Source organism: Pseudoduganella sp. jia 9, assembly GCF_055502615.1.
In genome coordinates, this window is the sequence record NZ_JBUPWE010000001.1 from 309,998 (window position 1) to 327,573 (window position 17,576).

A 17,576-nucleotide genomic window follows, 5' to 3' on the forward strand; every position below is an offset into this window, starting at 1 on the left:
GGGAACATCGTCGCATGTCATTGAAGAAGGACGTCCTGCACGGACTCAAATGGGTCGCCGGCGCGAAATTTGCCAGCCAGATCATCAGCTGGGTCATCACGATCATCGTGATGCGAATGCTGGTGCCGGCCGATTATGGCCTGATGGCGATGGCATCGGTGTTCCTCGCGTGGTGTGCGATGTTCGTCGAGATGGGCCTGGCGCCGGCCCTGGTGCAGGCCAAGGAAGTGTCCACCCAAAAGCTGCGCCAGGCGTATGGCCTGTTCACGCTCGTCAATTTCGTCGTAGTGCTGCTGCTGGTCGCATGCGCGCCACTTGCCGAGCGCTTCTTCGCAGAACCAAACCTGGCCAACCTGATCCGGCTGATGTCCCTGCAATTCGTTCTGGCGCCGTTCGGCCTGGTATCCGAAGTGCTTCTGCAGCGTGGCCTGAATTTCCGCGCCCGCTCGCTGCTGGACCTGTCGCAATCCGTGCTTACCGCCTTCGTCACGCTGGCGCTGGCGTGGTGGGGCATGGGTGTGTGGTCGCTGGCACTGGGCATCATCGTCGCCGCGCTGTACCGCACTGTAGCGGTCAACATCGTTGCGCCTTTTCCGCACCTGCCGCTGTTCTCGTGGCATGGCATGCGTGCGCTGCTCACCTTTGGCGGCAAGGTATCGGCGTCGCGTTTCCTCTGGTTCTTCTTTACACAGGCCGATACCGTCATCATCGGCCGCACGCTGGGTGGCGAGATCCTCGGCGTGTACTCCGTTGCGCTGCACCTGGCCAGCCTGCCGGTGCAACGGGTTTCCGGCATCCTGAACCAGGTCGCATTTCCCGCACTTGCACGGTACCAGAACGATCGTGCCGCGATCGGCCGGCAGCTGCTGAAGGCGTTCGAGCTGGTATCGCTGCTCGCGTTTCCGATCCTGTGGGGCATGGCGGCAACCGCCAGCGACATCGTGCTGGTATTCCTCGGCAAGCATTGGGAAGACGCGATCCTGCCACTGCGGGTACTGGCGTTGATCATGCCGTTCCGCACGGTGGTACAGTTCCTGCCGGCGATTACCGACGCGGTCGGCCGGCCCGGTATCGCGCTGCAGAATGGCATCGTCGCCTGTACGCTGATGCCGATCGCCTTCTATGCAGGCACGCACTGGGGCATCTTTGGCGTGGCCATGGCCTGGGCGCTGGTATATCCGGTCGTCCTGCTGATCAATATGCATCGCATGCTGGGTGTGATCGGGTTGACGATGGGCGAAGTGGCGTTGCGCATGCTGCCGGCAATGCTGTCCGGCGCCGTCATGTGCGCGGCCGTAACAGCAATCCACGGCATGCTGGACCAAGTGGCCGACCGCCGCATTGCATTGGCGATCCAGATCGCTGCAGGCGCTGCCGGCTACATTGCCGCCAGCTGCCTGCTCAACCGCACCGCCGTTGTCGAAGTCTGGGGCATGCTGCGCCGGAAGCGGCAGGTGGCGTGATGGGAACTTGCCGCATCCGTATCCTGCCGAAGGAATTCGCATTCGATGCGGAAGAGGGCGAGACCTTGCTGCACGCCGCCGAGCGTGCCGGTATCAGGCTGCCCAGCTCATGCAGAAACGGCACCTGCCGTACCTGCCTGTGTGGTAGCGACGGCGGTCCCGTGCGCTACCTCGTCGAGTGGCCGGGCCTGTCGTTCGACGAGCGCCTGGCGCATGACGTTCTGCCCTGCGTCGCGGTGGCGGAAGGCGACATCACGCTGGTGGTTCCGGCTGCACGCAGGCTGTCGCCGTCCCAGCCCTAGGAGTTGGCGGCAAGCGCGCATTGCCGGCGCACCGCCAGTATTCGCCCGGTCCCACGCCCGTTGTGGCGCTTGAATACGCGATTGAGCGCCACTGACGGCTGACACGGTGCTCGGAGTTTCCCGCCGCGCCGCAGGCATGATGCAATTAGCTCAGCCCGCGTCGCCGCCGTTGCGCAGCCGGGCCAGCAGCGCCTCGGCCTGCTCGTTCAGTGGCTGGCCATGGCGCCGCAGCAATTGCACATGCAGCACCAGGTTTTCCAGCACCAGCTTGGCGGAAACGGCCAGCAGCGTCATCTGGCGATCCGCATCGCTGAACGACTCCATCTTTCCTGCCATCTCGCACAAGTGGCTGGCAACGATGCCGCGCAAGTCTTTTTCGTCGAATGGCAGGTCGGCGAAATCGATCGGGTCTTCGTGCTCCACTTCCTGCATCAGGGTTTCCAGTTCCTGCTGGGTAATCGACATTGGCAGCTCCCGTGTTGCTTTCCGTCCGTCACGCATTCATTGTAGGCCAACGCGTCCGGCAACCGCGCTAGAATCGTTGCACCGGAGGCGATTCCCTTGGCGCTCATCATCTTCACACAACAACTGGCGCGCTTCATGTCCGTGCCGCAGTTGGTTACCCACGCAGCGACGTTACGCGCCGCGCTCGACGAAGTAGCCGCCGCCGAGCCGCGCCTGGGAGCCTATGTGCTGGACGACCAGGGGCGCCTGCGCGCCAACGTGGTCGCTTTCATCGATGGCCGGCGCTGCCGCGACCGTGCCATGCTGGACGATCCCCTCCGCCCCGATTCCACCATCCACATCCTGCAGGCACTTTCCGGAGGTTGACATGACGGCGCAAGCATTCATCGCTACCCGCAAGGGACTGTTCGAACTCACAAGGGAGGAGGGCGCATGGCGATTGTCCACGCCGCACTTTCCCGGCGACCCGGTATCGATCGTACTGCACGACGGGCGCGACGGCACCACCTATGCAGCCCTGAACCTGGGCCACTTCGGGGCCAAGCTGCACCGGCGCGACGCCGGCAGCACCGCATGGACGGAGGTCACCGTGCCGGTCTACCCGCCCAAGCCGGACGGCAACGACGACAAGACCGACTGGACGCTGAAACAGATCTGGTCACTGGAAGCGGGCGGTCTCGACCAGCCCGGCGTGCTGTGGGCCGGCACCCTGCCAGGCGGCTTGTTCCGCTCCGCCGACCGTGGCACCAGCTGGCAACTGGTCGAATCGTTGTGGAACGTTCCCGGGCGCCCGGAGTGGTTTGGCGGCGGCTACGATACGCCGGGCATCCACAGCATCTGCGTCGATCCACGCGACAGCAACAGCGTGCTGGTCGGCGTCTCGTGTGGCGGCGCGTGGCTGACCAACGACGGCGGCGATACGTGGGCGCTCCGTACGCAAGGCATGGCGGCACGCTATATGCCGCCGGAACTGATCCACGATGGCGCGGCGCAGGATCCGCACCGCATCGTCCGCTGTGCCGGCATGCCGGACGTGCTGTGGTGCCAGCACCATAGCGGCATCTGGCGCTCTGTGGACAACGGCGGGCGCTGGGACGAAGTGGAAGCCCCGACTTCCTCGTTCGGCTTCGCCGTTGCGGCACATCCCGCCGATGGGGGCACAGCGTGGTTCGTGCCCGCCATTGCCGACCAGCAGCGAGTGCCCGTCAACGCTGCGCTGGCCGTCAACCGTACGCGCGACGGTGGCGCCACGTTCGACACGCAGCGCGACGGGCTGCCGCAATTGCATTGCTACGATCTGGTCTACCGGCACGGATTGGCCGTGACAAACGATGGCGCAACGTTGTTGATGGGGTCGACCACAGGAAGCCTCTGGGTGTCCGAGAATGCGGGCACTACGTGGCAGACCGTGTCCGCCCATCTGCCACCCATCTATGCCACGCGCTTTGCCGCAAGCCCTGGTAACGGCGGAGTTGACTGACAGGCGGTGTTTTGGAATACTTGTCAAATTTGCAAAATACAGGGGAGAGCTTGTGCCAACGTTATCCGAAATTCGCAATGTCCCGCTATCCGGCGCCGTCCACATCGATGCGCTGCTCGACCGGGACGGATTGAACTGGTCGCAAGTCACTAACATCCCGGACAACACCATCCGTTACAGTTTTTCGTTGAATGGCTACACACTGCCACAGAGCGACAATGTCGCTGCCGGCACCGCCAGCGTTTTCACCGCGCTCCAGCAGAATGCCACCCGCGGTGCATTGGCATATCTGTCCGAGCTCACCGGCATCCGGTTCATGGAGACGAATGCTGTCGAAGCTGAGGTGCACTTCGCCAACGCGAGTATCACCACCGAGCGCGTCGTGGGCTCGTTCAACTGGCGCTACGGCTATTGGGAAGACAATGCCGGCTTGGTGACGCGCTACGAGATCGACGGTGTGGTGTACCTCGATAACGCCGAGTTCGCCGATTACAACAGCACCCTCAACCGCGGTTCGGAAGGTTATGAAACGCTGTTGCATGAGCTGGGCCACATGGTCGGCCTGAAGCATCCGTTCGAGGATGCGATCCAGCTGCCGGACAGCCTCGACAAAACATCGAATACCCTGATGTCGTATGAATCGTCCGGCCAGGCATATGCTGAATACCGCGCGTTCGACCTGGCGGCGCTCGCCTGGCTGTATGGCGGCGACGGCATCGGCGGTGACTTCGGCATCGATGCCCAGGGGCGCATGGTGCTTGGCACCGCCTCGGCCGATCAACTGAGCGGCGGCGCCGGCATGGACGTGCTGGCCGGCCTGGAAGGGAACGATACGCTCGATGGCGGAGCCGGCCTGGACCACGTGACCTATCTCGCGAACCGTGCCGGATATCGCGTCAGCCGTACCGACCAGGGCTTCGCGGTCGAGGGGGCGGACGGCAGCGACTTACTGCGCAATAACGAACGCCTCGTATTCGACGATGTGAACGTGGCGCTCGATATCGATGGCACGGCGGGCACCGCCTATCGCCTGTACCAGGCTGCTCTTAACCGTGCGCCGGATACACCGGGCCTGGGCTACTGGATCAGCGTGCTCGACGACGGTGCCAACCTGCGCAATGTGGCGGCCAATTTTCTTGGCAGTGCCGAGTTTGCCAAGAACTATGGCACCAATCTCGACAATGCCACGCTGGTGACCCGGCTGTACCAGAATATCCTCGACCGCCCACCGGAACAGGCCGGTTACGATTACTGGCTGAAGGTATTGAACGACGGCGGCGACCGCGCCACCGTGCTGACGTTCTTCAGCGAAAGCCCGGAAAACCGCGACGCACTGATCGGCACGATCGGCAACGGCTTCGACTACGTCCCCTACGCCTGATCCACAGGCATTGCCACGCCCCAGTAGCACAGGAACATGTCGACGGCCGTCTCCACGACGGCTGCTTCCTGGGTTTCATCCAGTCCTGGCTGGCCCATCGCCACCTGCGGCCAGAATGCAAACGTCTTGAGCTGACCCTGCAGCACATTGGCCATGAAGGCAGGATCTCCCGCCTTCAGCCTGCCGTCTGCCTGGGCGGCACGCAGCAGCGCCGCGGCGCCTTCTTCCTTTTCCGCCAGCTTCGCCACCATGCTCCGTGCCCGCTCGGGCGTATGGATTGCTTCGGCAATCGCCACGCGTGCCAGGTCGAGGAAATAGGGATCGCGCAGCAGGGTCACCTTCTGCCGCAACAAGTCCACCAGTTGCGTTCGCAGCGGCTGGTCGGCGCTGTACGAGGCCGGATTGGCGGCGGCACTGCAATCCCACAACTCTTCGAGGATCTGGGCGAACAGGTCGTCCTTGCTGGGGAAGTGGTTATAGACGGTGCGTTTCGATACGCCAGCCGTGGCCGCCACGCGGTCCATCGACGTGGCATCGAAGCCATTGGCACGAAATTCCGCAATGGCCGCCTGCACGATGGCAGCGCGCTTGCGGTCGGTGAGGCGGGCAAGAGTCATGTGCATATTCTACACCGGGCAGTTTACTTTCTCGATATCCCGCATTACACTTCGAACTACACTGTGTAGTGTAGATTTCGACGAGAGGAATTTCCCATGCATTCGACTACTGCCCACGTCTCGCCACAGATCCAGAACGGCCGTTTCCGCAACCCGGCGCGGATGCATCGCGGCGGGTTCGGCAAGATGCTGGGAATCATGTGGCGCGCGCTGTTCAATAAACCGGCGGGTACCGTGCCAGCCATACCGGTGCCGGTTCAGGCGATGACACGATCCTCCATCGAAGCGGCACCGGATGGCACCGTGTGGCGGCTCGGGCATTCGACCGTGCTGCTGAAGCTGGAAGGCGGGCTGTGGCTGACCGACCCGGTATTCGCGCGCCGCGCTTCGCCGTTCAGCTGGCTCGGTCCGGCCCGTTTCCACGCGCCGCCGCTTGCGCTGGGCGACCTGCCGGACATTGAAGGCGTGATCCTTTCGCACGATCACTACGATCACCTCGACCGGGCTGCCGTGCTGGCGCTGGCGGCCAAGGCGCGGCACTTCATCACGCCGCTGGGCGTCGGCGACCTGCTCGTCAAATGGGGCGTACCGGCTGCCAAGGTACGGCAACTGGACTGGTGGCGTTCCATCAAACTGGGCAACGTCGAGCTCACGTGCACCCCGGCGCAGCATTTCTCCGGGCGCGGCCTGTCGGATGGCAACAGTACGCTGTGGTGCTCGTGGGTCATCGCCAGTGCCACCCACCGCGTGTTCTTCAGCGGCGATTCCGGTTATTTCCGTGGCTTCAAGGCGATCGGCGACCGCTTCGGCCCATTCGACCTGACAATGATCGAAACCGGCGCCTACGACGAGCAATGGCCGGACGTACACATGCAGCCCGAACAGACGCTGCAGGCCCATATCGACTTGCGGGGCAAGGTGCTGCTGCCTATCCACAACGGCACGTTCGACCTGGCATTCCATGTCTGGCAAGAACCGCTGGAGCGCATTGCCGTGCTGGCGGACCGGCATGGCCAGCAATTGGCCACCCCTGTCATTGGCGCTGCGCTGTCGATTGCGGCACCGTGCGCGCAGCAGCAGTGGTGGCGTACTGTGCAGAAAAGCGTGCCCGCGCAGTAAGGCGCCGGGCCGGGTGTTTTCCGCAACGGGTTACGATCACGTATAGTGGCGCCGGCGACCCGCCGCACGACCGGTGCGGCGGGTCGCTATCGTTACGACCGACAGCAAGGAAACTCCCATGGCACACGCCCCCAGCACCGAACAGGCAGATATTCTCGATTCCAGGGCCAACGTGGTGCGCATCGATGCCGTCGCGGGTTCCGGCAAGACCACGACGATGGCAATGGTTGCCCGAGACGCATGTGCGCGTGGCCTGGCATCCGCCGCAATCGCGTGCCTGGCCTTTTCGGCTGGTGCCAAAAAGCGTTTTGCACAAAAGCTCGCCGAGGAGGGCGCACCGGCCGGGCTTACCGTGAGCACCGTCGGCGACTATGCATGGCGCCACTTGGGCAAACTCAAGTCCATGGGCATGCTGGACTTGCCGCCCCGGATCACCGGGCGCGAAATGCGCGAGCAGCTCGTGCAGGCTGCCGAACAGGTCTGGCAGCGCTACGAACGCGCGGCGATCGCCACCGATTTCGACTTCGGCATCGAGCACAGCACTGACCGGATCGATCATCTATTGCAAGTGCTGCGGCAGCTGAAAGCAGCCTTGAAGACGCACCAGTTCGCAGACGACGATTTTCGTTCCGTCGGCCTGGAAGAGATCAGCGAGCAGTATGACCTGCCGGTGCAACTGATTGAAATCTGCGCCGAGTACGAACGGCTGCGCGAACCGTCGCCCGGCGAGTTCGCCTGGCAGACAGAGGACGATTTCGTTCCGGACCTCGTGCGCCTGCTGGCGCTGTACCCGGACGCGCTGGAGCATCTGTGGCACGCGGCGCTGTATCTCGTCGACGAATGGCACGACGTGAATGCCGCCGAGTTCAAGCTGATCGCATTGTTGAAACGGCGCGGCAGGCTGGTCGTGGTGGGCGACCGGGACCAGGTCATCGATGAGGCGCGCGGCGCGGAGCTGCGTTTTTCCACGGAGACGTTCCTGGCTGCCTATCCGGATGCGGTGCTTTTCCCGCTGCGCAGAACCCGCCGTTTCGGCCCGGCCGTATCGCGTGCCGTATCGCGCCTTACATCCCGGCAGGTGGAGTCGATCGAAGGACTGCATACAGTGCAGCACAAGCTGCGCTATGCCCCGCTTGTTCCCGGCAGCTGCGCGGCGGCAGTGGTTGCGCACGTCAAGAAAGTGCACGAGGCCGAGCACAGCGTGCAGTTGTCCGACATTGCCGTGATCACCCGCGACGACGACCAGAGCATCGACATCGAAAATGCCCTGATCGATGCCCGCATCCCTTACCGCTGCGAAGACGTCGTGTCTTACCTGCTGCGTCCGGAGATCCTGTTCATGCGCTCTTTGCTGCACATCGTCAGCGGACGCTATGAAACACTGGAAAAGGACGACGCAACGGTGCGGGCAATGGTCACCGCACTGGCTGCATTCGTCTCGATGCCGGCCGACCCGCAGCAGTTCGAAACCGACTACATGACAACGGCCCGTGCACCCCGCAAGACGCCGCTGGAAGAAGCGATCGCATCGGTGCAGGGGGAGCCTTCCGCGTTGCGCTGGTTCTTCGAGGGGATCGTGACCGTGCACCGGGAAACGGATGGCCAGCTCACCCGCAACTGGAAAACCATGTTCGCGTCCTGCATTCAGGAACTCACTGCGAACAGCGCCAGCCTGCCGACCGCGGCATCGGTACTTCAGGCGGTGCAGCGGATGGTGGACTTGCCTGCTGCCGTCGGCCGGGCGGTGCCGCGGCGCAGCGAAGCCGATTCCGCCGTCAGGTCGATCCGCAGCTTCACGCAGTTTGCCGAGAAAAACGGCAAGATGTCGATCGCCGACTTCCTGGCCGAATTGTGCAATCGGCAGCGCAAGCTGTCGGCGCGCACGGACGCGCAGCGTCACCGCGCCCAGCTCGTACTGACCACGGTCAAGGCGGCCAAAGGCCAGGAATGGGATCACGTCATCCTGCCTTACCTGCAGCATGGCGAGTTTCCCCGCACGCCGAACATGGCAGAGGAGAAGCGTTTCCTGTACGTCGCGATGACGCGCGCCCGGGCCAGCCTCGCCCTTGCCGAACCCGATGACAGCCATCGCGAAATGTGGAGCTCGCTGTTGCATGGCGTTGCCGCGCGCTCGGCCGGCAACGAACCGGCGGCATGAGACAGGAATGGCGGCTTGCGGCCGCCAAGGCAAAAGGCGGCTTGCGGCCGCCAAGGCGAGAACGAAGCGCGCACCACCTTTCCGTCAGCTCTTTCGGCGCCGCGGCCGAGCGGCGCGATCAGGTTCATCCGGTGCGGCAACGCCGTTCGCCGCATAACCGCCGTGTTGCATCAGGTCGGAAAAAGTGCGGCGGCGGATTTCGTCGCGCAGCAGCTCGGCCACCACCTGCGATTTCAGCAGGCCCAGTTCGGCCGCTTCTTCTGCCAGATCACGCGGCAGGTTGATTTCGATCGTCGTCATGGGCAGCGAAGTCTCTGGTCAGGCCAGTATCAGGCGGTTGATGTAGGGGTCGAAGGGAAGGTTGCCGGAGTACGGCTCCGGTTCGTAGACGTAGGCATAGCTGCGAAACAGCGAGTATTGAATCTGCAGCATCAGGCGGGGCTTGCCGACGGGGGGAGAGCCCTTGTGCACGCCGGCGGTATCCACGGCGAAACCGAAGCCACGATCGCCGACGGCAGTGATCAGGCGTTCTGCGCCGTATTCGCGGCTGACTTCCCCGTCGGACTGTATCTTCAGCCGCACCGGCGCGCGGGTCTTGTGCGTGCCACGCACGTAGACATGCGGGCCATCCTCCGGCCCCACGTCAGTCAGGTAGACGATCACCTTGAAATAGCGCCAGTCTTCGGAATCGCGGTGAAATGTCTGCAGGTCCGAGCGCGCGCCAGGCGAAGGAAACGACCAGCGCACGCCCAGTTGGGAAATCGTGGGCTTGCAGCCGATGTAGCGCTCGGCCAGTTCGAGCAGCCTGCTGTCGTTGGCCAGCGCCAGGATATGCGGGCACCGCACGATGTCGTGCAGGCTGTATTCCGCCAACCGCGCCGCCGGCGGCACGTGCGCCAGCGTGAAGGTAGAGGCATCGTTCTGCCGGTCTGTGAGGATCTTGTCGGCAAAAAAAGCGTGGATCTCGTCGCACTGGCCGGTAGTCAGCACATTGCCCAGCGCAGCATAGCCTTCGGCATGCAGCCGATCCAGCAAATGCAGGCGTGCAGGCATCGAAACGCGCGACGAGATGCCGTGGCGGACCCGCACCCAGTTGCGAAACATGCGAACGCACATTCCGCGCAAGGGGGGAGAAACGATGATGCGTTGAAGGTAGTACAGGAAGCTGTTGGCGGGCTTGAAGCCGTGTCCCGGCGTCAGTCTTGCGTATCTCATATCGGTCTCCACCGAGGCCTGGGAATGAGATACGAAGTTAGCGCAGGGGAAGATCACGGCATTGATACTCAGCAGTCGTCGTGGCACATGCGACAATTTGCAGGGTGAGTCGTTTGACGCAAATCAGCATGGCCATCACGCCGGTCAACCACGCGTGATGGCCACGCATCATGCCTTACATGTTGCGGCGATATTGGCCACCCGTCTCGAACAGCGCATTGGTGACCTGGCCCAGCGAACAGACACGCACCGCGTCCATCAACTGGGCAAACACGTTCCGGTTATCGATCGCCGCCTGTTGCAATGCCGCCAGCGCGGCCGGTGCCGCATCGGCGTGACGGGCCTGGAAGTCCGCCAGCCGGCGCAGCTGCGACTGCTTTTCGTCGTCCGTCGAGCGGGCCAGTTCGATCGTCTGCGGCGCGTTTACACCCTTGGGATTGCGGAACGTGTTGACGCCGATGATCGGCAGCGAACCGTCGTGCTTCCTGTGCTCGTACAACAGCGATTCCTCCTGGATCTTGCCGCGCTGGTAGCCGGTTTCCATTGCGCCCAGCACGCCTCCTCTTTCCGCGATGCGCTCGAACTCCTGCAGCACCGCCTCTTCCACGAGGTCGGTCAGCTCGTCGACGATGAACGCACCCTGGTTCGGGTTCTCATTCTTCGCCAGGCCCCATTCGCGGTTGATGATCAGCTGGATCGCCAGCGCGCGGCGCACCGATTCGTCGGTGGGCGTGGTGATTGCTTCGTCGTAAGCGTTGGTGTGCAGCGAATTGCAATTGTCGTAGATCGCGATCAGTGCCTGCAGCGTGGTGCGGATGTCGTTGAAGTCGATCTCCTGCGCGTGCAGTGAGCGGCCGGACGTCTGGATGTGGTACTTCAGCTTCTGGCTGCGTTCGTTCGCGCCATACTTGTCGCGCATCGTCACGGCCCAGATGCGCCGCGCCACGCGGCCCAGCACCGTGTATTCCGGGTCCATGCCGTTGGAGAAGAAGAACGACAGGTTCGGCGCGAAGTCGTCGATGTGCATGCCGCGTGCCAGGTAGGCCTCGACGAACGTAAAGCCGTTCGACAGCGTGAATGCCAGCTGCGAGATCGGATTCGCCCCCGCCTCGGCGATGTGGTAGCCGGAGATCGATACCGAGTAGAAATTGCGCACGCCGTGATGTACAAAGTACTCCTGGATGTCGCCCATCACCTTCAGCGAAAACTCGGTGCTGAAGATGCAGGTGTTCTGCCCTTGGTCTTCCTTCAGGATATCGGCCTGCACCGTGCCGCGCACGTTCTGCAGCACCCAGGCGCGGATCTTTGCCGCTTCATCGTCGGTGGGCTGGCGGCCGTTCTGCGCCACGAATTTATCCAGTTGCTGGTCGATCGCCGTGTTCATGAACATCGCCAGGATCGTCGGCGCCGGGCCGTTGATCGTCATCGATACCGACGTCGACGGATGGCACAGGTCGAAGCCGTCGTACAGCGCCTTCATATCGTCCAGCGTGGCGATCGATACGCCGGAGTTGCCGACCTTGCCATAGATGTCCGGCCGCGGCGCCGGATCGGCGCCATATAAAGTCACGGAATCGAACGCGGTCGACAGGCGCTTCGCATCGAGGCCTTCGGAGACGAGCTTGAAACGGCGATTGGTTCGGAAGGCATCGCCCTCGCCGGCAAACATGCGGGTCGGATCCTCGCCCTCGCGCTTGAACGCGAACACTCCAGCGGTGTACGGAAACGATCCGGGCACGTTTTCCAGCATCAGCCAGCGCAGCAGCTCGCCGTGGTCTTCGTACTTTGGCAGCGCCACCTTGCGGATCCTGGTGCCGGACAGCGTGTGCTGCACGAGGCCGGTACGGATTTCCTTGTCGCGAATCTTCACCACGTACTCGTCGCCCGCGTAGGCGGCCTGCATGTCCGGCCACATTGCCAGGAGTTTTTTCGCCCCGGGGTCGAGCGCGTGATCGCGCTCGGCGATGACGTCATCGAAATCGGCGGTCCTGCCCGCGGCCGACAGCATGCGTTTCGCCTCCGTCAGCTGCTGGCGTTCGCGCGCCAGCACCGACTGCCGGCGCACGTGCCTGTGATAGCCGCGCACGGTGTCGGCGATTTCGGCCAGATAGCGGGCCCGGGCCGGCGGCACGATCACGTTCTTGCCGGAGGAGAAGCGCACCTCGGCGCAGGGCAACTGGCCCGGCCGCGAACGCAATCCGAACTGCGCCAGCCTGGGCAGCAGCCCCTGGTACAGCGCGGTCACGCCATCGTCGTTGAAGCGGGATGCCTGCGTGCCGAATACCGGCATGTCGTCGGGCCGGCTGCTCCACAGTTCGCGGTTGCGCTGGTACTGTTTCGCCACATCGCGCAGGGCATCCTGGGCGCCCTTGCGGTCGAACTTGTTGATCGCAATGAAATCCGCAAAGTCGAGCATGTCGATCTTCTCGAGCTGCGAAGCGGCGCCGAATTCCGGCGTCATCACATACATCGACACGTCGACGTGCGGCACGATCGCCGCGTCGCCCTGGCCGATGCCGGAGGTCTCCACGATCACCAGGTCGAACCCCGCCACCTTGCACGCACGGATCACGTCCGGCAGTGCCTGGGAAATCTCCGACCCTGCCTCGCGCGTGGCCAGCGAGCGCATGAACACACGCTGGCGCCCGTTCCACGGATTGATCGCATTCATCCGGATGCGGTCGCCCAGCAGCGCGCCGCCGGACTTGCGGCGCGACGGATCGATCGAGATCACGGCGATGTTCAGCGTATCGCCCTGGTCGAGGCGGATGCGGCGGATCAGTTCATCGGTCAGCGACGATTTTCCGGCGCCGCCAGTGCCGGTGATGCCGAGCGCCGGCACGTGCAGCTCCTCGGCCGCTTCCACCAATTGCCGGCGCAACGCGGGATCGGCCTTGCCGTTTTCCAGCGCCGTGATCAGTTGCGCCAGGGGGCGGTGGCGATCCGCGATATCGCCCGTGCGCAGAACATCGAGCGACGTGGGCGAATACTGCGACAGATCGACGTCGCATTCCTGCACCATCCATGCGATCATGCCCGCCAGGCCCATGCGCTGGCCGTCTTCCGGGCTGAAGATGCGCGTCACGCCATAGGCGTGCAGCTCGGCGATTTCGGCCGGCACGATCACGCCGCCGCCGCCGCCGAACACCTTGATGTGCGCGCCGCCGCGCTGGCGCAGCAGGTCGATGATGTACTTGAAATATTCGACGTGGCCGCCCTGGTAGCTGGAGATCGCAATGCCCTGCACATCCTCTGCCAGCGCCGCTGTCACCACTTCGTCGACGGAGCGGTTGTGCCCCAGGTGCACGACTTCCACGCCGTGCGACTGCAGGATGCGGCGCATGATGTTGATCGATGCATCGTGGCCGTCGAACAGCGAGGCGGCGGTGACGAAACGTACCTTGTTGGCCGGCCGCGGCGGTTGCGCATCGGCGGCGAGGGTCTTGGCGGAAGTCAGATCGTTCATGGATGTCCCTGAAATTCTGGCGGATCGCGGTGATCCGATTATATGACGCTTACGTAAACGTAAGTTATTGTCGCTTCCATTGCCAAAAACCGGGGTCAGACCCCAGTTTCTGGAAATATTTCCCGAAAACGGGGTCAGACCCCGGTTGCGGGCAACATCAGGCGGCGTGCTGTTGCGAGCCGCCGAACACGGCCAGCAGCCGGGCCTGCTCGGCGTGATACGCCTCGACAGCCTTTTCCTTCACATGCCCGAAGCCGCGGATCTTTTCCGGCAGGGCCGCCAGTGCCACCGCTGTGTCATGGTTTTCCGGCGTCAGGCGCGCCAGCACGTCGGCCATCACCTGCCGGTACTGGCCGATCAGCGCGCGCTCCATCCTGCGTTCCGCCGTGCGGCCGAACACGTCGAGCGGACCGCCGCGCAAGCCCTTCATGCGCGCCAGTACCTTGAACGCCTTCCACGTCCACGAGCCGTATTCGGCTTTCACCAGGCGGCCCTGGGCATCCTTCTTCGCGAAGACAGGCGGTGCCAGGTTGAATTTCAATGTGAAGTCGCCTTCGAACTGGCTCTTCAGCTGTTCGACGAAGCGGCCATCCGTGTATAGCCGCGCCACCTCGTACTCGTCCTTGTAGGCCATCAGCTTGGCCAGGGCCTTCGCCACCGCGACCGACAGCCGTTTCGACGGCAGGCCCAGCGCCGCTTCGCGGTCGCGCACCTGTTCGACGAATTGCCGATACAGCCCGGCATAGGCGGCATCCTGGTAGCCGGTCAGGAATTCGACGCGCTTGCGCAGGATGCCGTCCAGGCTCTGCGGCATCTGCACCACGATCGTCTGAGGGGGCGTGGCGATCCGTTCGACGCGCTGCACATCCACCGCCGCGCGCCGGCCCCACAAGAAGCTTTTCTTGTTCGACTCGACCGCCACGCCGTTCATCTCGATCGCACGCAGCAGTGCCGCTTCGGTCAGCGGAATGCGGCCGCGCTGCCAGGCATAGCCCAGCATGAACAGGTTAGCGGCGATCGAATCGCCCATCAGCCCGGTCGCCAGTTTCGTCGCATCGACGAAATCCGCCGCGCTGGCGCCGCCCACCGATTCCTCGATCAGCGCGCGCACGTCCGCCGCCGGGTACTCCCAGTCCGCGTCCTGCGCGAACGTGCCGGGTGGCTGTTCGTGCAGGTTGACGACAGCCAGCGTGCGGCCCGGCCGCATCTTCGATACCGCGTCCGCCGCACCGGTGGTCAGCATGTCGCAGCCCAGCACCAGGTCGGCCTCGCCGGTGGCGATGCGCTGCGCGCGCAGGTGCTCCGGCACCTGCACGATCTTCACGTGCGATGTGACGGAGCCGTTTTTCTGCGACATGCCCGTCATGTCCAGCACCGAAGCTCCCTTGCCTTCGAGGTGCGCAGCCATGCCCATCAGCGCGCCGACCGTGATCACGCCGGTGCCGCCGATGCCGTTGATCAGGATGTTGTACGGCTGCTCGCATGCCGGAATCGCCGGCTGCGGCAACGCGCCCCAGTCTTCCGTGTGGGTCTTGCCGGCGGTTGATTTCTTCAGCGTGCCGCCTTCCACGGTCACAAAGCTGGGGCAGAAACCCTTGACGCACGAATAATCCTTGTTGCAGCTGGATTGGTCGATGGTGCGCTTGCGTCCGAATTCGGTCTCTTTCGGCAGGATCGACACGCAGTTCGACTGGATGCCGCAATCGCCGCATCCCTCGCAGACGGCCTCGTTGATCACCATGCGCTTGCCCGGGTCGACGAGCTCGTTCTTCTTCCTGCGGCGGCGCTTCTCGGCCGCACAGGTCTGGTCGTAGATCAGTACCGTGCAGCCGGGAATGTCGCGCAGTTCGCGCTGCACCGCATCCATCTCCTTGCGGTCATGCAGCGTCACGAAGGCGGGCAGGTTCGAACGGTCCGCGTAGCGCGACAGGTCTTCCGTCACCAGCGCGATGCGCTGCACACCTTCTGCCGCCATCTGCTGCGCGATCATCGGCACGGAGACCGTGCCGTCGACCGGCTGGCCGCCCGTCATCGCCACCGCATCGTTGTACAGGATCTTGTAGGTGATGTTCACCTTGGCGGCCACGGCGGCGCGAATGGCCAGGTAGCCGGAGTGGAAATACGTGCCGTCGCCCAGGTTCTGGAACACGTGCGGCACGGTGGAAAACGCGGCCTGGCCGATCCACGGCGCGCCTTCGCCGCCCATGTGCGTGGTCAGCTTGTTCATCTCGGGGTAGATCGACGTGGCCATCACGTGGCAGCCGATGCCGGCCAGCGCGAAACTGCCTTCCGGTACCTTGGTCGACGTGTTGTGCGGGCAGCCGGAGCAGTAGAACGCAGGCCGGAACGGCGTGCTGATCGCCTTCTGCAGCACGGCATCCTTGGCATCCAGGAATGCCAGGCGTGCCTTGATCTGGTCGCAGATGTGCGGCTCGGTCACGTAGCGTTTCACGCGCGAGGCAATTACGCGGGCCACTTGCGACACCGAAAAATCGGCCTTCGGCGGCAGCAGCCATTCGCCGCGCGGCGCCACCCATTCGCCCTTGTCGTCGAACTTGCCGATCACGCGCGGGCGTACGTCGTCGCGCCAGTTGTACAGCTGCTCTTTCAGCTGGTACTCGACGAACTGGCGCTTTTCCTCCACCACCAGGATTTCATCGAGCCCCTGGGCGAATTCACGCACCGAATCCGGTTCCAGCGGCCACGGCATCGCTACCTTGAACAGCCGCAGGCCGACCCTGGCCGCCATCGCTTCATCGATGCCCAGTTCCTCCAGCGCCTCGAGCACGTCCAGGTACGATTTGCCGGAAGCGATGATGCCCAGCTTTGCATCGGGATTGTCGATCGTCGTGTGGTTCAGCTTGTTTTCACGCGCATAGGCCAGCGCCGCATAGATCTTGTAATCCTGCATCAGCGCTTCCTGATTGCGCGCCTGGCGGCCCAGCGGCACGTTGGACAGCCGCGCATTCAGGCCGCCCTCCGGCATGTGGAAATCCTGCGGTAGCCTGACCTGCACGCGGAACGGATCGGCATCCACCGAGGACGACGATTCCACCGTGTCGGCCAGCGCCTTGAACGCTACCGCACAGCCGGAAAAGCGCGACATGGCCCAGCCATGCACGCCGAGGTCGAGGTATTCCTGCACATTGCAGGGGTACAGCACGGGGATCATGCAGGCCGAGAAGATGTGGTCGGACTGATGCGGCAGCGTCGACGAATAGGCGCCATGGTCGTCGCCAGCCACCAGCAGCACCCCGCCGTGACGTGCGGTACCGGCGTGGTTCATGTGCTTGAAGACGTCGCCACAGCGATCCACGCCCGGGCCCTTGCCATACCACATCGCGAACACGCCATCGTATTTGCCAGGCCCGATCAGGTCGACCTGCTGCGAGCCCCAGACGGCCGTTGCGGCCAGGTCTTCGTTCACGCCGGGCACGAACTGGATGTGATGCGCTTCGAGATGCTTCTGTGTCTTCCACAGCGTTTCGTCGAGCCCACCCAGGGGGGAGCCGCGGTAGCCGGAAATGAAGCCAGCCGTGTTCAGGCCCGCTGCCGCGTCGCGCTGGCGCTGCATCATGGGCAGGCGCACGAGCGCTTGTATGCCCGACAGGAAGATCTTGCCGGAAGTGGCGGTGTACTTGTCGTCCAGGCTGACGTCGTTCAGGCGGACTGGCTGCGGACCGTTCGCACCCGAAAGCGGCGCGGCGGCACCCATTGCCGAGGTATCGGGCATGGCTTGTCTCCAAAATCTTGTTTCGGTTGCGCCTGCGCCATCGCGCTTCGGATAGAAGCATTCCGGCCCGGGCCACTGTCGGATACGCACCGGTCTAAAGCCGGTTGTATCGCATCCGTTAACCGCCGTGATCAGGCAGTCGTCGAATCAGTCTACGCCCGGGTTGACGTATACGGA

13 protein-coding genes are annotated in these 17,576 nt (G+C 63.7%); 7 read left to right on the forward strand and 6 right to left on the reverse strand.

Annotated features, from left to right (window positions below):
* The first annotated feature begins 14 nt into the window (after positions 1-14).
* Entirely contained in the window at positions 15-1,463 is a 1,449-nt protein-coding gene (locus ACY34H_RS01400) for a lipopolysaccharide biosynthesis protein (RefSeq protein ID WP_464975690.1), read from the forward strand.
* The gene (locus ACY34H_RS01405) at positions 1,463-1,765 is read left to right on the forward strand and encodes a 2Fe-2S iron-sulfur cluster-binding protein (protein ID WP_464975780.1); all 303 of its coding nucleotides are present in this window, start codon (positions 1,463-1,465) and stop codon (positions 1,763-1,765) included. The genes ACY34H_RS01400 and ACY34H_RS01405 overlap by 1 nt, the downstream gene beginning before the upstream one ends.
* A 150-nt stretch (positions 1,766-1,915) precedes the next feature.
* On the opposite strand, the gene ACY34H_RS01410 is transcribed toward ACY34H_RS01405, so the two are convergent.
* A complete protein-coding gene (locus ACY34H_RS01410) occupies positions 1,916-2,230 on the reverse strand; it encodes a hypothetical protein (protein WP_464975691.1) in 315 nt (104 codons plus the stop codon).
* Positions 2,231-2,326: 96 nt separating this feature from the next.
* Between ACY34H_RS01410 and ACY34H_RS01415 the strand changes: the two genes are divergently transcribed.
* From ACY34H_RS01415 to ACY34H_RS01425, 3 genes are read left to right on the forward strand one after another with little or no spacing between them, the layout of a single operon-like run.
* Entirely contained in the window at positions 2,327-2,596 is a 270-nt protein-coding gene (locus tag ACY34H_RS01415; RefSeq protein WP_464975692.1) for a MoaD/ThiS family protein, read from the forward strand.
* A 1-nt stretch (position 2,597) separates the two neighbouring features.
* Positions 2,598-3,710 (forward strand): WD40/YVTN/BNR-like repeat-containing protein, encoded by a 1,113-nt coding sequence (locus tag ACY34H_RS01420; protein WP_464975693.1) that lies wholly within the window; start codon positions 2,598-2,600, stop codon positions 3,708-3,710.
* A gap of 52 nt (positions 3,711-3,762) precedes the next feature.
* Positions 3,763-5,091, forward strand: a complete 1,329-nt coding sequence (locus tag ACY34H_RS01425; protein WP_464975694.1) for a DUF4214 domain-containing protein — start codon at positions 3,763-3,765, stop codon at positions 5,089-5,091.
* Here the strand turns inward: ACY34H_RS01425 and ACY34H_RS01430 are convergent.
* Positions 5,082-5,714, reverse strand: coding sequence for a TetR/AcrR family transcriptional regulator (locus ACY34H_RS01430; protein ID WP_464975695.1), 633 nt, complete (start codon positions 5,712-5,714; stop codon positions 5,082-5,084). The two genes, ACY34H_RS01425 and ACY34H_RS01430, sit on opposite strands and share 10 nt — an antisense overlap.
* A gap of 90 nt (positions 5,715-5,804) precedes the next feature.
* Here ACY34H_RS01430 and ACY34H_RS01435 point away from each other — a divergent pair, with 90 nt between their 5' ends.
* Complete coding sequence (locus ACY34H_RS01435) at positions 5,805-6,827, forward strand: MBL fold metallo-hydrolase (RefSeq protein ID WP_464975696.1); 1,023 nt, start codon at positions 5,805-5,807, stop codon at positions 6,825-6,827.
* Between the two features lie 118 nt (positions 6,828-6,945).
* Positions 6,946-8,985 carry a 3'-5' exonuclease gene (locus ACY34H_RS01440; RefSeq protein ID WP_464975697.1) on the forward strand — a complete coding sequence of 680 codons (2,040 nt, stop codon included), beginning with the start codon at positions 6,946-6,948 and terminating at the stop codon, positions 8,983-8,985.
* A gap of 84 nt (positions 8,986-9,069) precedes the next feature.
* On the opposite strand, the gene ACY34H_RS01445 is transcribed toward ACY34H_RS01440, so the two are convergent.
* From ACY34H_RS01445 to ACY34H_RS01460, 4 genes are all read right to left on the reverse strand, one after another.
* On the reverse strand, positions 9,070-9,285 hold the full coding sequence (locus ACY34H_RS01445) for a hypothetical protein (protein ID WP_464975698.1): 216 nt from the start codon (positions 9,283-9,285) through the stop codon (positions 9,070-9,072).
* 18 nt (positions 9,286-9,303) lie between these two features.
* Positions 9,304-10,212: a phytanoyl-CoA dioxygenase family protein gene (locus ACY34H_RS01450; RefSeq protein WP_464975699.1), complete on the reverse strand. Its 909-nt coding sequence runs from the start codon at positions 10,210-10,212 to the stop codon at positions 9,304-9,306.
* A 163-nt stretch (positions 10,213-10,375) separates the two neighbouring features.
* Positions 10,376-13,666 carry a fused isobutyryl-CoA mutase/GTPase IcmF gene (gene icmF, locus ACY34H_RS01455; protein WP_464975700.1) on the reverse strand — a complete coding sequence of 1,097 codons (3,291 nt, stop codon included), beginning with the start codon at positions 13,664-13,666 and terminating at the stop codon, positions 10,376-10,378.
* Positions 13,667-13,823: 157 nt separating this feature from the next.
* The gene (locus tag ACY34H_RS01460) at positions 13,824-17,399 is read right to left on the reverse strand and encodes an indolepyruvate ferredoxin oxidoreductase family protein (protein ID WP_464975701.1); all 3,576 of its coding nucleotides are present in this window, start codon (positions 17,397-17,399) and stop codon (positions 13,824-13,826) included.
* Positions 17,400-17,576: the final 177 nt, after the last annotated feature.

What these genes read in the sequence shown, in the direction of transcription:
- icmF (WP_464975700.1), bottom strand. Translation starts at nt 13,666, where the DNA reads ATGAACGATCTGACTTCCGCCAAGACCCTCGCCGCCGATGCGCAACCG.
- ACY34H_RS01440 (WP_464975697.1), top strand. Translation starts at nt 6,946, where the DNA reads ATGGCACACGCCCCCAGCACCGAACAGGCAGATATTCTCGATTCCAGG.
- ACY34H_RS01405 (WP_464975780.1), top strand. Translation starts at nt 1,463, where the DNA reads ATGGGAACTTGCCGCATCCGTATCCTGCCGAAGGAATTCGCATTCGAT.
- ACY34H_RS01430 (WP_464975695.1), bottom strand. Translation starts at nt 5,714, where the DNA reads ATGCACATGACTCTTGCCCGCCTCACCGACCGCAAGCGCGCTGCCATC.
- ACY34H_RS01445 (WP_464975698.1), bottom strand. Translation starts at nt 9,285, where the DNA reads ATGACGACGATCGAAATCAACCTGCCGCGTGATCTGGCAGAAGAAGCG.
- ACY34H_RS01435 (WP_464975696.1), top strand. Translation starts at nt 5,805, where the DNA reads ATGCATTCGACTACTGCCCACGTCTCGCCACAGATCCAGAACGGCCGT.
- ACY34H_RS01420 (WP_464975693.1), top strand. Translation starts at nt 2,598, where the DNA reads ATGACGGCGCAAGCATTCATCGCTACCCGCAAGGGACTGTTCGAACTC.
- ACY34H_RS01460 (WP_464975701.1), bottom strand. Translation starts at nt 17,399, where the DNA reads ATGCCCGATACCTCGGCAATGGGTGCCGCCGCGCCGCTTTCGGGTGCG.
- ACY34H_RS01400 (WP_464975690.1), top strand. Translation starts at nt 15, where the DNA reads ATGTCATTGAAGAAGGACGTCCTGCACGGACTCAAATGGGTCGCCGGC.
- ACY34H_RS01410 (WP_464975691.1), bottom strand. Translation starts at nt 2,230, where the DNA reads ATGTCGATTACCCAGCAGGAACTGGAAACCCTGATGCAGGAAGTGGAG.